Origin of the sequence: Mesorhizobium sp. RIZ17 (genome assembly GCF_051127865.1) — a bacterium.
Lineage (GTDB): Bacteria > Pseudomonadota > Alphaproteobacteria > Rhizobiales > Rhizobiaceae > Mesorhizobium > Mesorhizobium humile.
In genome coordinates this window covers 1,183,287-1,196,420 of the sequence record NZ_CP147861.1, presented here as the reverse complement: position 1 = coordinate 1,196,420, position 13,134 = coordinate 1,183,287, and the positions used below count along the sequence as shown (strand labels likewise).

The window sequence follows — 13,134 nt, the reverse complement described above, 5'->3', positions numbered from 1 at the left end:
CGGGACGTCCTGTTAATTTTTGGAAACGAATTCGAAACAGAAACGAGCATCAAGCGAAATAGGTCTGAAACGGTCGGGCACGATAAGGGCCCATCGAAATTGAAGCCGGACACAATGGCAAAAAACAGAGGGACCGTCATGCACACCGCCATTTCCGCCAAGCTCATCAACATCACCGCCGCCGCGCTCACGGGTGCTGCGCTGCTCTTCGGCGCCGGCAATGCCGCGCATGCCAACCAGATCGTCGCCAAGGTCTCGCTGTCGCAGCAGATCATGGAAGTCACGGTCGACGGCCGCCCGACCTACACCTGGAAGGTGTCGACCGGCGCCAGGGGGCACATCACGCCAACCGGCTCGTTCAAGCCGACCCGCCTGCATGAGATGTGGTACTCGAAGAAATACGACAACGCGCCGATGCCGCATTCGGTGTTCTTCAGTGGCGGCTACGCCGTTCACGCCACCTACGCCATCAGCCGTCTCGGCCGTCCCGCCTCGCATGGCTGCGTGCGGCTGCATCCCGATGCGGCGGCGGATTTCTATCAGTTGGTCGAGGCCTTCGGCCCCGCCAACACCAGCATCGTGATCGTCAAGTAACGGGCTGGGCAAAGTAGCAGGCGGGCTGCCGCCTTCGGAAATAGCGCCGAAGCCGTGGGGCAACCGCCAAAAAAAGAGGCCGGAATTTCCGGCCTCTTTTCGTTCCGGAGCGAGTAGGGAGTAGCGAATAGCGAGTAGGAGACGCGCCGTCGCACCAACGCCATTCTCTCCTATTCGCTACTCCCTATTCGCTACTCGCTATTGCTTCAGCTCGGCAGCGCCGGCATCAGCTTCGGATCTGGCTTCTCGGCGAGATGCGGCAGGTCCTTGCTGGCGATGAAGGTGTAGAACATCGGCACGACGAAGAGCGTGAACATGGTGCCGACCAGGATGCCGGTGAAGATGACCAGGCCCATCGAATAGCGCGCGGCAGCACCCGCGCCGCTGGAGACGATCAGCGGCACGACGCCGAGCGCCATGGCGGCCGTCGTCATCAGGATCGGCCGCAGGCGCACCTTGGCCGAAGCGATGATGGCGTCGCGGCGCCGCATGCCGTGCATTTCACGCTGCTGGTTGGCGAATTCCACCAAAAGGATGCCGTGCTTGGTGATCAGGCCGATCAGCGTGATCAGGCCGACCTGGGTGTAGATGTTGAGCGTTCCCAGGCCGATGTTGAGCGGCACGATCGCGCCGAAGATCGACAGCGGCACCGCCATCATGATGATCAGCGGATCGCGGAAGCTCTCGAACTGGGCCGCCAGCACCAGGTAGATCACGACCACCGCCGCCGCGAAGGCGATCAGGATGGTGTTGCCCTGTTCCTTCTCCTGTCGCGACTGGCCGGAATAATCGATGAAGAAGGTGTCGGGCAGGGTCTCCTTGGCGAGGTTCTCCAGCACCTGCAAGCCGTCGCCGGTGGTTACACCCGGCAGCGGCAGGGCCGAAATCGTCGAGGAGTTCAGCTGGTTGAACTGCTCGATGGCCGCCGGCGAGGCGTTGGTCGAGATCTTCACGACCGCCGACAGCGGCACCATCTTGCCGTCGACGCTGCGAACGAAATATTCGCCGAGCTTTGCGGGATTGTCGCGGAACTCCTGCGGCACCTGCGGGATGATGTCGTAGCTGTTGGAATCGCGGTCGAACTGCGCCACCTCGGCACCGCCGACAAGCAGCGTCAAGGTGTTGCCGATATCGGCAATCGGCAGGTTCAACGCCGCCGCGCGCTCGCGGTCGATGGTGACGGTCACCTGCGGCGCATCGTAAGCCATCGAGTTCTGCACGACGATGAAGCGGCCCGAGGCCTGCGCCTTGCTCTTGATCTTCTCGGCCTGCTCGAACACTTCCGAGGGGTCGCCGGTGGAGCGCACGACCATGGAAATCGGCAGGCCGCCGCCGGAACCGGGCAGCGTCGGCGGCGCGAAGACGAAGGCCTGAACGCCGGCGACCTTGGCGAGCCGTGCGGTGATGTCGGCCTGTAGTTCCTTCGAATTGCGCTTGCGGTCCGCCCAATCCTTGAAGGCGAAACCGACAAAGGCGCTGTTGGTGGCGCCGCCGAAGGCAACGGCCGAGAACTGCGCCCTGGTCTCGGGAATATCCTTCACGAGGCCGAGGATCTGGTTGACATAGGTCTCGGTGTAATCCGACGTCGCATAGCGCGGCGCGGTCACGATCGAGAGGAGGAAGCCCTGGTCTTCTTCCGGCGCGAGTTCGGTCGAAGTCTTGGTGAACATGAAGCCGGTGAGGGCGACAAGCGCGACGACGATGATCAGCGTCACCGGCCGGTTCCTGAGCGAAGCGGTGACGGCCCGTTCATAGACGCGCTCGACGCGGCTGAAGGTCCCATCGACGATGCGCTGGAAGCGGCCGTGCTGGCCCGCCTTCAGCAAACGCGCCGACATCATCGGCGTGATCGTCATGGCGATCAGGCCCGACAGCACCACGGAGCCGGCCAGCGTCACCGCGAATTCGCGAAACAGCGCGCCGGTCAGGCCGCCGGTGAAGGCAAGCGGGGCGAACACGGCGGCGAGCGTGATGGTCATCGCCACGATGGCCGTCGCGATCTCGCGCATGCCGTTGAAGGCCGCCTGCATCGGCGACATGTGATCTTCCTCCATGTGGCGGTGGATGTTCTCCACCACCACGATGGCGTCGTCGACGACAAGGCCGATCGCCAGCACCATGGCCAGCAGCGACAGAAGGTTGATCGAGTAGCCGACCGAAAACAGAATGAAACAGACACCGATCAGTGACAGTGGGATGGTGACGATCGGCATCATCACCGAGCGGAACGAGCCCAGGAACAGAAGGATGACCACGATGACGATGGCGACGGCCTCGCCGATGGTCTTGAACACCTCCTCGATGGAGGCGCTTATCTGGCCGGTGGCGTCGTAGACGACCTCGATCGTCATGCCTTTCGGCAGCGTTTCCTGGATCACCGGCACGAGCTTGGTGACCGCGGCCGCGGTCGTCAGCGGGTTAGCGGCAGGCGTCGGGAAGATGGCAAGGAAGGTGCCTGGCTTGCCGTTGAAGCTCACCCTGGTGTCGGTGTTGGCCGCGCCGAGCTCGACACGCGCGACATCGCGCAGGCGCACCACCTGCCCGTCCGTCGAGCGGATCGGCAACTGGGCGAAGGCCTCGGGCGTCTGTAGGGTCGAATGCACGGCGATCGAGGAGACCACATACTCGTTCTGGGTGTTGCCGGGCGCCGACAGGAAGTTCGAGTTGTTGATCGCGGTCAGCACGTCCACGGCCGTTGCGCCACGGGCGGCAAGCCGGATCGGATCGATCCAGATGCGCATGGAATATTCCTGGGCGCCGAAGATCTGAACGTCGGCGACACCTTCCACGGTCGAGATGCGAGGCCGGATGACGCGCTCGATATATTCGGTGAGCTGCTCCTTCGTCATGTTCGGGTTCTGCATCGAGATGTACATCATCGCGAACTGCTGCCCGGTGCCCTTGACGATCACCGGATCCTTCGAGGCGGTCGGCAAGGTGCCGCGCACGCCCTGGACCTTGGACAACACCTCGGCCAGCGCCACGTCAGGATTGGAGCCCAGCTTCATCTGCACCGTCACCGTGCTCGAGGACGGACGGCTGGACGAGGTCACGTAGTCGATGTTTTCGGTAGAGGCGACGGCGCGCGCGATCGGGGCCGATATGAAGCCCTGGATCAGGTCGGCGCTGGCCCCGGGATAGGCCGTGGTGACGGTGATCGCCGTCTCGTCCACCTTGGGATACTGGCGGATCGACAGGCCGAAGATGCCCTGGAAGCCCAGAAGCAGGATCATGCAGGCCAGCACCGTCGAGAGCACCGGCCGGCGAATGAAGAGGTCGGAAAAGCTCATTGCTGAACCTGCTTGTTCGCCGATTTGCTGGGATCGATGGTGTTGTCGACGGCAACCGACATGCCGTTGAAGAGCCGGTTCTGGCCGGCCGTGACGACCTGGTCGCCTTCCTTGAGGCCTTCGGCAATCTCGACCATGCCGTTGTTGCGGCGGCCGAGCTTCACGAACACCTGCGAGATGGTGAGCGCAGGCTGCTGCGCGGCCTCGGCCGGCTTGGCGGCGTCGGCTGGCTTGGCGGCGTCGCCGGCCGCCTTGTCTGCCGGCTTCGTGTCCGCCGACTTTGCTGCGTTGTCCGCAGGCTTGGCGGCGTCGGCCTTCTGCTCATCCGGCTTCGCCGGCGCGGCAGCGGCACCCTCGGCAGGCTTCGCCGGCTCGACCACGAAGACATAATCGCCATAAAGGCTGGTCGTCACCGCCGTCTGCGGCACGGAAATGACATTGTTTTCCTGCGGCAGCTCGACACGGACCTGCACGAACTGGCCAGGCGTCAGCTTGCCTTCCGGATTGGCGACCTCGCCACGTATCGAGACCAGCCGGCTTGCCGGGTCGATCTTGGGGTCGATGCCACGAATGGAGCCGGCAAAGGTCATGTCGACGAGGTTGCTGCCGAGCTTGACGGTCTGGCCGATCTTGAGCAGCGGCAGCTGCTGCTCGGGAACGGTAAAGTCGACCCGCATCGTGTCGAGATCCTGGATCGTCACGACCGAGTTGCCCGGGGCCAGGTACTGACCGACGTCGATCTTCGGAATGCCGACAGTGCCGCCGAAGGGCGCGGACAATTGCTTCTGGTCGAGCACGGCCTGCATCTTGTTGACCTGCGCGGCCGAGGCGTCCGCCGCGGCACGCGCGGCATCGAGCGTCGCGTCCGTGCCGACGCCGCGCCGCTGCAATTCGATCGCGCGGGTCAGCGCCGCCTGGTCCGAGGCGGCCTGCGCCTTCTGGGCCACCAGATCGGCCTTCTCGACCGCATCATCCAGCTGCAAGAGCACCGCGTCGGCGGCAACCTTCTGGTTGGCGTGGAAGAGGATGTCCTTGACGATGCCGCTCGTTTCGACGGTAAGGTCGACACCGCGCACGGCATTGACGGTGCCGATCGCCTCTACGCCGGGCGTCCATTCGGCCGGCTTGACGATCACGGTCGAGACCGTCGCGGCCGGCGGTTTCATGGTGGCAAAGAATTGTTTGATGCCGGCATCGCGCATGAAGTTGAAACCAACGATGCCGACGCACACCAAGGCGAGCAGCAGCAAGAATCCGGCGATGATAAAAAAGCGCTTCACGGATGGTCCCCTCGAGCCGGCAACCGGCAAAACAATCGATTGCGGGACACATATCGACGATAAGTCCCGATTTCAAATGGCTTACTGTACCGGCTGGACGGTCTTGTCAATTCCGCCTAAGCTAATGTAGGGGGAAGCGCGATGAGACCACGCAGGGCAAACTCACGCGAGAAGATACTTGCCGCCGCCGCCGACGTGGCGCGCGAGGCCGGTCCTGGAAGCCTGTCGCTCGAGGCGGTCGCCAGCCGCGCCGGAGTGTCGAAAGGCGGCCTGCTCTACAACTTCCCGACCAAGGCCAAGCTGATGCAGGGGCTGGTCGAAAGCTATCTCAGCGACTTCCAGAAGGCGCTGGAGGCACGCGCCGCCGAGGCCGGCCACGAAAGCGTGCTTTCGGCCTATATCAAACTGTCGGCCGACGACTGCGGGCGGCCGAAACCCTCGGCGACCTGGATGTTCTCGGCGATCGCCGAAGATCCTGATTTCCTGACGCCGATAAAGGCCTTCAAGCACCAGCTGCTCGAACGGCTGAAGGCGGAGACGGACGACCTCGGCTCGCTGCTGGTCTGCTTTCTCGCCATCGAGGGGATGCGCAGCATGAATCTGTTCGATTCAGACGTGCTGTCCGAAGACGAGCGCAAGCTTCTGGTGTCCTCGCTCCTGAAGATAGCCGGATAGGTCACCAAAGGCTTTGGTAGTGACCAAACGGTTTGGTGGTGACCAAACGGTTAAGGGCGTCACACCAGCTTCATCCTGGGGACATAGCGTCCCTCCCGGTTCTTTGCTGCAATGCAAAAGGAGTGGGACAATGGTGGACGTAGTTTCCAGTGAGGCGGGGATCCCGAGACCGGATCATCCCCTGGATCAATCGGGCGGTGCCAAATGGTTCCTGCCGGCTTTCGGCGTGCTGGTGCTCGTCGGCATCATTTATGTCGGCTATGCGCTCAGCCAGGATCTGGCCATCGCCAAGACGGTGCCCTGGATCCTGCTCGGCATCGCCCTTCTGATTGCGCTGGGCTTCGAATTCGTCAACGGCTTCCACGACACCGCCAACGCGGTCGCCACCGTCATCTACACGCGGTCGCTGCCGGCCGAATTCGCCGTCATGTGGTCGGGCGTCTTCAACTTCCTCGGCGTCTTGACCTCGAGCGGCGCGGTGGCCTTCGGCATCCTGTCGCTGCTGCCGGTCGAGCTCATCCTGCAGGTCGGGTCGTCGTCCGGTTTCGCCATGGTGTTTGCCCTGCTGGTCGCCGCCATCCTGTGGAACCTGGGCACCTGGTTCCTCGGTCTGCCGGCATCGAGCTCGCACACGATGGTCGGCTCGATCATCGGCGTCGGCCTCGCCAACCAGTTCATGGCTCCGGCCGGCAGCGCTACCAGCGGCGTCGACTGGGGCCAGGCGACCAATGTCGGCACCACCTTGCTGGTTTCGCCGATCGTCGGCTTCTTCGCCGCCGCCATCCTGCTCTATGTGATGAAGCTGCTGGTGCGCAACCCGGCGCTCTATGAGGCGCCAAAGGGCAACGCGCCGCCGCCATGGTGGATTCGCGCGCTGCTGATCTTCACCTGCACCGGCGTCAGCTTCGCGCATGGCTCCAATGACGGCCAGAAGGGCATGGGCCTGATCATGCTGATCCTGATCGGCGTCGTGCCGACCGCCTATGCGCTCAACCGCACGCCCGACATCAACTATCTCGACGCCTACAAGGCGGCCTCCGTCAGCGTCGAGACGGCGCTGGGCAAATACGTCAAGCCCGGCGTCACCGTTGCCGATGCCAATGCTGCCAAGGCGGCCGTTCAGGAAGCCGTGCGCAGCAAGAGCTGGACCGACCAGACTACGCTCGCGCTGCAGACCTACATCCACAACACGACCGCCGAGCTGCAGCCCTATGCGACGGTCGACAAGGTGCCGACCGATCTGGTCAGCAACGCGCGCAACGACATCTACCTGATCGGCGAAGCGCTGAAGCTGATCGACAAGAAGCAGCTGCTGTCGATGCAGGCTGCCGACCTCAAGGCGGTCACCGACTATCACAAGGCGGTCGACAATGCGACGAAGTTCATCCCGCTCTGGGTGAAGGTCGCGGTCGCGCTGGCGCTTGGCCTCGGCACCATGGTCGGCTGGAAGCGCATCGTCGTCACCGTCGGCGAGAAGATCGGCAAGAGCCACCTGACCTATGGCCAGGGCGCCGCCGCCGAGCTGGTGGCGATGATCACCATCGGCATGGCCGACCGTCTCGGCCTGCCGGTGTCGACCACCCATGTGCTGTCGTCCGGCGTCGCCGGCACGATGGCAGCCAACGGATCCGGCCTGCAATGGTCGACCGTGCGCAACCTTCTGCTGGCCTGGGTGCTGACGCTGCCCTGCTCGATCGCGCTGGCCTTCGTGCTGTTCGTAATCTTCCGCCAGGTTTTCTGAGCGGCCGGGACGGATTGGCCCAACTGCCCGACTGACGAGACGGCGCCGCTCACGGCGCCGTCTTCTTTTCGCGCCGTGTTCAGCCGATAGCGAGCTTTGGCAATGCAAAAAGAGCCGCCGCCCTGGGGCGGCGGCAGCAGGCTTCGTTGGGGCAGGGTATCAGAAAGTCAAGTCGGATCTTCGCGGTGCAGGTCGTGGATGGTGACGCCGTCGGCATTGTCGGGCAGCATCAGCCACTTCTTGTGGCGCAGCGTGCGTTCGGTGTCTTCCAGGCCCATCTCCCAGTGCTCGCGCATCGAGGTGCCGGAAAACTCGTAGTCCTTGGCGTGGCCTTCATAGCCTTTGTGCTGGTAGATCAGGTGGACGATGTTGACCACGCCGGCGTCGGAATAGTCGGCAATCAGTTCCTTCTCGCCGTCCTTGAGCTGTTCCGGCGGCACGCGCTTCAGCGCATCGAGCAGCTTCATCTTGAGCGCATGGATGCGCTGGAAGTTGTCGGTGTTCTGGCGCGTGCGGCTGGAATACATGATGTCCTTGTGGCGCGACAGAACGTCGGCCATGCCGCGCGGCAGCACGCCGCGCGCGCTAAACAGATCGACCTGGAACACCAGCGAGGAGCGGTCTTCTTCCTGATCGAGCAGATATTGCAGCGGCGTGTTGGAGACGATGCCGCCATCCCAATAGTACTCGCCCTCGATGCGGATGGAGGGGAAGGCCGGCGGCAGCGCGCCGCTCGCCATGATGTGCTCCGGCTCGATGCGCACCTTGTCGGTGTCGAAATAGACGAAGTTGCCGGTCCGGACATTGACCGCGCCGACGCTCAAGCGCTTCTTGCCGTCGTTCAGCACGTCGAAGTCGATCAGGCTTTCCAGCGTGTCCTTGAGCTCGGCGGTGTCGTAGAAGCTGGTGGCGCCTTCGGCTCCCGCCAGGTGGAACCAGGGGTTGGGACTGCGCGGCTTGAAGAAGCCGGGCTGGCCCATGGTCATGGTCATCAATGACGAGGTCTGGTTGCGGATGTCGCGATAGAGGTCGCCTTCGGGCGTGTAGGCCCAGATCTTGCGGCCCGAGATCGTCTGCCAGAACTGCTCCAGCCGGTGCAGGCGGCGGCTCGGCTCGTTGCCGGCGATGATCGAGGCGTTGATGGCGCCGATCGACACGCCTGACAGCCAGGTCGGCTCGCAGCCGGCATCGGCAAGTGCCTGATAGACCCCCGCCTGATAGGCGCCGAGCGCGCCGCCGCCCTGGAAGACCAGAGCGATGCGGTCATATTGCGCCGTGATTTCCTGGATGGTGGCGGCAGCTGCCTTGCTGCGGTTACGCTCAAGCACCGGTCTTCTCCAGTTCCTTCGCGCCGGCAGCCGATCGGCCGTGGTCCGCGAGGTAATCATGCACGACTTCGCCCAGGCCGAGCGTCAGATCGGCGGTGAAGTGAACGGCCGAGACGATGTCGAGCACCGGCAGCTTGGCGACGTCGGCCATGACATGCGGGCGAAGGTCGAGCGCGGCGGGCGCCGTCCAGGCTTCCTTCAGCGTGATGTCGGTGAGGTAGTAGCGGACCAGCTCGCAGATGCGCGGGTTGCCGTCGACATGCGGGATGATCTTGATCAGGAAATTGGGCGCGGCGAGCGAGGCGAGCACCTGGTCGTGGTCGGCCTCGCGGTGCTTGTAGCCCATGGTGCCGGTGGCGCACAGAACGCTGCCATAATGCAGCGTGCCGACCACCACTTCGCCTTCGTGGACGATCTTGGGGCTGGCGAGCTTCTTAGGGAAACCCCAGAGCTCGCGGCCGCCGGCGATCGGCGCGTCGTCGTCGAGATACATGGAATGGACATAGCCGCCATGCTGGCCCTTGTAGCGCACCGGGATGACCTGGCCGGTCTCGGTATAGTCGCCGAAGCCGGTGGAGTCGGGCATGCGGATGAATTCGTATTTGACCAGCGGCTCGTCGATCTCGAGCGGCGCCGGCACGACCGCTTCCAGTGCCTCGCGCGTCGTGCGGTAGGTGATGATGATGTATTCGCGGTCGAAGAAGCGATAAGGGCCGGGCGGGAAGGACGGGTTGGTGAGCGGCATGGCATAGGCGCGCTTCACGACGTCGGCGATTTCCATGGCTGGTGCCCCAAACAGGTTTGAAATGACCCCGCGCGAATGCGCTGGCAAATATGTTGCACGGCAGCGTGACAGTGCCGTGTCAGCGCCAAGACGGCGCTTCCGGGAGCCGGCAAAACGCCGCGCCGCAGCTGTAATAGCGCCGACATATGGGTGTGGCATTGTGATGCTGCGGCGCACAAATCATGTGCCTTCCCGGCTGTCTGTCTCCATACTCTTCCCTCCTGTCCTCCTCTTGCGAGATCTCCCATGGGTTCCCTGTCTTCGAAGAATGCGCTCGTCACCGGCTCGACCAGCGGCATCGGCCTCGCAATCGCCCGTGCCTTCGCCGCCGAGGGCGCCAACGTCACCATCAACGGCCTGGGCGACGCCGCGGCGATCGAGCAGGAGCTGGCCGGCATCGAAAAGGATTTCGGCGTCAAGTGCCGCTACTCGGGCGCCAACATGATGGACGGCGCCGCCGTTACCGCCATGGTCCATGAGGCCGAGGCGGCGTTCGGCAGCCTGGACATCCTGGTCAACAATGCCGGCATCCAGCATGTCGCGCCGATCGAGGAATTTCCCGACGACAAATGGGAAGCCATCATCCGCATCAACCTTTTGGCCGCCTTCTACGCCATCAAGGCGGTGGTGCCCGGCATGAAGAGCCGCAAATGGGGCCGCATCATCAACACGGCTTCGGCGCATGCGCTGGTCGCCTCGCCGTTCAAGTCGGCCTATGTCTCGGCCAAGCACGGCATTGCCGGCCTGACCAAGACCGTGGCGCTGGAAGTGGCGCAGGACGGCATCACCGTGAATGCGATCGCGCCCGGCTATGTCTGGACGCCGCTGGTCGAAAAGCAGATCCCCGATACGATGAAGGCGCGCGGCATGACCGAGGAGCAGGTCAAGCACGACGTGCTGCTCGCAGCGCAGCCGACCAAGGAGTTCGCCACCGTCGAGGAACTTGCGGCGCTGACCCTGTTCCTCTGCTCGAACGCCGCCAGGCAGATCACCGGCACGACGCTGCCGATGGATGGCGGCTGGACGGCGCAGTAAGGGCAAGGGCCGTTTCAGGGAAGGGCGGGGCGGAGCTCCCGTCCTCCTTGGCAATTGAATTCTTGACAATCGTGGGGGAGCGTTCCAGCATTCCTGGCAAGGGGTTCCCCGCGACGACCCCGTGAGGCGTCAGCCCAACGATCGCGTCCAGACTCTCTTTGTTCAGGAGGTGGACGCCATGCCATCAACAACCGCAATTACCGTTCCTCAGCTTTCCCGTCTCGTCGGCCTGCCCGATGCGCCTTGCCTGGTCGATGTGCGCATCGACGAGGATTATGAAGCCGATCCGCGCCTGTTGCCGGCCTCATGCCGGCGCGATTTCAGGACGGTCTCGACCTGGGCGTCGGAATTTTCCGGACGCAGGGTCGTCGTCATCTGCCAGAGGGGGCAGAAACTCTCGCAAGGCGTTGCCGCCTGGCTGCGCCACGAAGGCATTCCGGCGGAATCGCTTGAAGGCGGCTTCGAGGCCTGGGCCGACGCCAGGGCGCCGTTGGTCGCGGCCGGCGCGATCCCGCCCCGCGACGAGAGGGGCCGCACCCTATGGGTCACGCGGTCCCGGCCAAAGGTCGACCGTATCGCCTGTCCCTGGCTGATCCGCCGCTTCGTCGATCCCGACGCCGTGTTCCTGTTCGTCGATCCGGCCGAGGTGCCGCTGGTCGCGGATCGCTTCGCCGCGGTTCCCTTCGACATCGAAGGCGTGTTCTGGAGCCATCGCGGCGATCGCTGCAGCTTCGACACGATGATCGCGGAATTCGGCTTGCGAGTCGATGCGCTCGACCGCCTGGCGCTGATCGTGCGCGCCGCCGATACGGCGCGGCTCGACCTCGTGCCGCAGGCGGCCGGGTTCCTCGCCGCGTCGCTCGGCCTGTCGCGCATGTTCCGCGACGATCTCGAGCAGCTTGAAGCCGGCATGCTGCTCTACGATGCTTTCTTCCGCTGGTGCCGCGACGCAGCGGACGAGACGCACAACTGGCCCGTCGGAGGCAAGGCGCAATGACGGCGCTCGCCAAGGACGGCGCCAAACGGCCGGTGGAGGCCCCGGCCGTGCCGAGCTTCCGCGAAGCGACGCGGCTGTGGGCAAAGATCGGCCTGCTCTCCTTCGGCGGGCCGGCGGGGCAGATCGCGCTGATGCACAAGGAACTGGTCGAGGAGCGCCGCTGGATCGGCGAGGAACGCTTCCTGCATGCGCTCAACTACTGCATGCTCCTGCCGGGCCCGGAGGCGCAGCAGCTCGCCGTCTATATCGGCTGGCTGCTGCACCGGACGGCCGGCGGCCTCGTCGCCGGCACATTGTTCGTGCTGCCCGGCGCGCTGGTCATGCTGGGTCTCAGCAGCTTCTACATGCTCTACAATGACGCGCCGATCGTCGAGGCGCTGTTCTTCGGCATCAAGGCGGCGGTGCTGGCCGTCGTCGTCGAGGCGGTGATCCGCATCGGCAAACGGGCGCTGAAGAACCGCGCGATGGTGGCGATCGCCGTGGCGGCCTTCCTGGCCATCTATGTCGCCAGGGTGCCGTTCCCGCTGATCGTGCTCGCGGCCGGGGTTATCGGCTGGGCCGGCAACCGCTTCGCGCCGGCACTGTTTTCCGGCTCGGCGCATGGCAAGACTGCTGCCGGCACCGAGACCAGGGGCGCGGTCGACCTGATGTTCGAACGCGGCGAGCTCGGCCACGCCATGCCGAAGCGAGGGCATGCTCTCCGCACCGTCGCCATCTGGTTGCCGCTCTGGCTCGGTCCGGTGGCGCTGATCGCCGTGCTGGCGGGCCCGGGGAGCGTGTGGGCGCAGATCGGCGGCTTCTTCAGCCTGATGGCCGTCGTCACCTTCGGCGGCGCCTATGCCGTTCTGGCCTATGTCGCGCAGGCAGCGGTGACCTCGTTCGGCTGGCTTTCGCCTGGACAGATGGTCGATGGGCTCGGGCTTGCCGAAACGACGCCGGGGCCATTGATCCTGGTGCTGCAATTCGTCGGCTTCACTGCTGCCTATCGTCATGCCGGCTTTGCCAACCCGCTGCTGGCTGGATCGCTCGGTTCGGTGCTGACGCTTTGGGTCACCTTCGTTCCCTGCTTCTTCTGGATATTCCTCGGCGCGCCCTACATCGAGCAATTGCGGCGGAACAAGGCGCTGGCGGCAGCTCTCGGCGCGATCACCGCGGCGGTGGTCGGCGTCATCATGAACCTCGCGCTGTGGTTTGCGCTGCATGTCGTCTTCGGCAAGGTCGCAAGCGTCGGCTGGGGCGTGGAAGTGCCGGTCCCGTCCTCGCTCGACTGGCGCGCCGCGCTGTTGTCGGCGGCGGCGATGGTCGCCATGTTCAGACTGAAACTCGGCATGCTGCCGACGCTGGCGGGATCGGCGCTGGCGGGACTTGCGCTGCTGTCGTTGTGAGGCGGCGCCGGTTTCGTCGCGCTAT

At 64.4% G+C, this 13,134-nt stretch carries 10 protein-coding genes; 6 read left to right on the top strand and 4 right to left on the bottom strand.

What is annotated here, in order from left to right; genetic code table 11:
• Positions 1-138 precede the first annotated feature (138 nt).
• A complete protein-coding gene (locus WDX12_RS05865) occupies positions 139-594 on the top strand; it encodes a L,D-transpeptidase (protein WP_434725577.1) in 456 nt (151 codons plus the stop codon).
• A gap of 206 nt (positions 595-800) precedes the next feature.
• Here WDX12_RS05865 and WDX12_RS05860 read toward each other — a convergent pair whose 3' ends face one another.
• Both WDX12_RS05860 and WDX12_RS05855 read right to left on the bottom strand, forming a co-directional pair.
• Positions 801-3,884: an efflux RND transporter permease subunit gene (locus tag WDX12_RS05860; protein WP_320296607.1), complete on the bottom strand. Its 3,084-nt coding sequence runs from the start codon at positions 3,882-3,884 to the stop codon at positions 801-803.
• The gene (locus WDX12_RS05855; RefSeq protein WP_434724241.1) at positions 3,881-5,164 is read right to left on the bottom strand and encodes an efflux RND transporter periplasmic adaptor subunit; all 1,284 of its coding nucleotides are present in this window, start codon (positions 5,162-5,164) and stop codon (positions 3,881-3,883) included. The genes WDX12_RS05860 and WDX12_RS05855 overlap by 4 nt, the downstream gene beginning before the upstream one ends.
• Positions 5,165-5,305: 141 nt before the next feature.
• Between WDX12_RS05855 and WDX12_RS05850 the strand changes: the two genes are divergently transcribed.
• Together WDX12_RS05850 and WDX12_RS05845 are read left to right on the top strand one after the other, a co-directional pair.
• Positions 5,306-5,839 (top strand): TetR/AcrR family transcriptional regulator, encoded by a 534-nt coding sequence (locus WDX12_RS05850; RefSeq protein WP_320296609.1) that lies wholly within the window; start codon positions 5,306-5,308, stop codon positions 5,837-5,839.
• A gap of 130 nt (positions 5,840-5,969) precedes the next feature.
• Positions 5,970-7,580 carry an inorganic phosphate transporter gene (locus WDX12_RS05845; protein ID WP_434724240.1) on the top strand — a complete coding sequence of 537 codons (1,611 nt, stop codon included), beginning with the start codon at positions 5,970-5,972 and terminating at the stop codon, positions 7,578-7,580.
• Between the two features lie 167 nt (positions 7,581-7,747).
• On the opposite strand, the gene WDX12_RS05840 is transcribed toward WDX12_RS05845, so the two are convergent.
• Both WDX12_RS05840 and WDX12_RS05835 read right to left on the bottom strand, forming a co-directional pair.
• The gene (locus WDX12_RS05840; protein ID WP_434724239.1) at positions 7,748-8,908 is read right to left on the bottom strand and encodes a patatin-like phospholipase family protein; all 1,161 of its coding nucleotides are present in this window, start codon (positions 8,906-8,908) and stop codon (positions 7,748-7,750) included.
• Positions 8,901-9,689 (bottom strand): acetoacetate decarboxylase, encoded by a 789-nt coding sequence (locus WDX12_RS05835; protein ID WP_434724238.1) that lies wholly within the window; start codon positions 9,687-9,689, stop codon positions 8,901-8,903. Before WDX12_RS05835 ends, WDX12_RS05840 begins: the two co-directional genes overlap by 8 nt.
• A gap of 249 nt (positions 9,690-9,938) precedes the next feature.
• On the opposite strand from WDX12_RS05835, the gene WDX12_RS05830 reads away from it, so the two are divergent.
• The 3 genes from WDX12_RS05830 to chrA all read left to right on the top strand — a co-directional run bounded on the left by WDX12_RS05830 (position 9,939) and on the right by chrA (position 13,109).
• A complete protein-coding gene (locus WDX12_RS05830; RefSeq protein ID WP_434724237.1) occupies positions 9,939-10,727 on the top strand; it encodes a 3-hydroxybutyrate dehydrogenase in 789 nt (262 codons plus the stop codon).
• A 178-nt stretch (positions 10,728-10,905) separates the two neighbouring features.
• On the top strand, positions 10,906-11,724 hold the full coding sequence (locus WDX12_RS05825) for a chromate resistance protein ChrB domain-containing protein (protein ID WP_434724236.1): 819 nt from the start codon (positions 10,906-10,908) through the stop codon (positions 11,722-11,724).
• A complete protein-coding gene (gene chrA, locus WDX12_RS05820; protein ID WP_434724235.1) occupies positions 11,721-13,109 on the top strand; it encodes a chromate efflux transporter in 1,389 nt (462 codons plus the stop codon). The genes WDX12_RS05825 and chrA overlap by 4 nt, the downstream gene beginning before the upstream one ends.
• Positions 13,110-13,134 lie beyond the last annotated feature (25 nt).

Excerpts from the sequence above, each read along its gene's own strand:
- WDX12_RS05835 (WP_434724238.1), bottom strand. The coding sequence starts at position 9,689 with ATGGAAATCGCCGACGTCGTGAAGCGCGCCTATGCCATGCCGCTCACC.
- WDX12_RS05845 (WP_434724240.1), top strand. The coding sequence starts at position 5,970 with ATGGTGGACGTAGTTTCCAGTGAGGCGGGGATCCCGAGACCGGATCAT.
- WDX12_RS05830 (WP_434724237.1), top strand. The coding sequence starts at position 9,939 with ATGGGTTCCCTGTCTTCGAAGAATGCGCTCGTCACCGGCTCGACCAGC.
- WDX12_RS05865 (WP_434725577.1), top strand. The coding sequence starts at position 139 with ATGCACACCGCCATTTCCGCCAAGCTCATCAACATCACCGCCGCCGCG.
- WDX12_RS05825 (WP_434724236.1), top strand. The coding sequence starts at position 10,906 with ATGCCATCAACAACCGCAATTACCGTTCCTCAGCTTTCCCGTCTCGTC.
- WDX12_RS05850 (WP_320296609.1), top strand. The coding sequence starts at position 5,306 with ATGAGACCACGCAGGGCAAACTCACGCGAGAAGATACTTGCCGCCGCC.
- chrA (WP_434724235.1), top strand. The coding sequence starts at position 11,721 with ATGACGGCGCTCGCCAAGGACGGCGCCAAACGGCCGGTGGAGGCCCCG.
- WDX12_RS05860 (WP_320296607.1), bottom strand. The coding sequence starts at position 3,884 with ATGAGCTTTTCCGACCTCTTCATTCGCCGGCCGGTGCTCTCGACGGTG.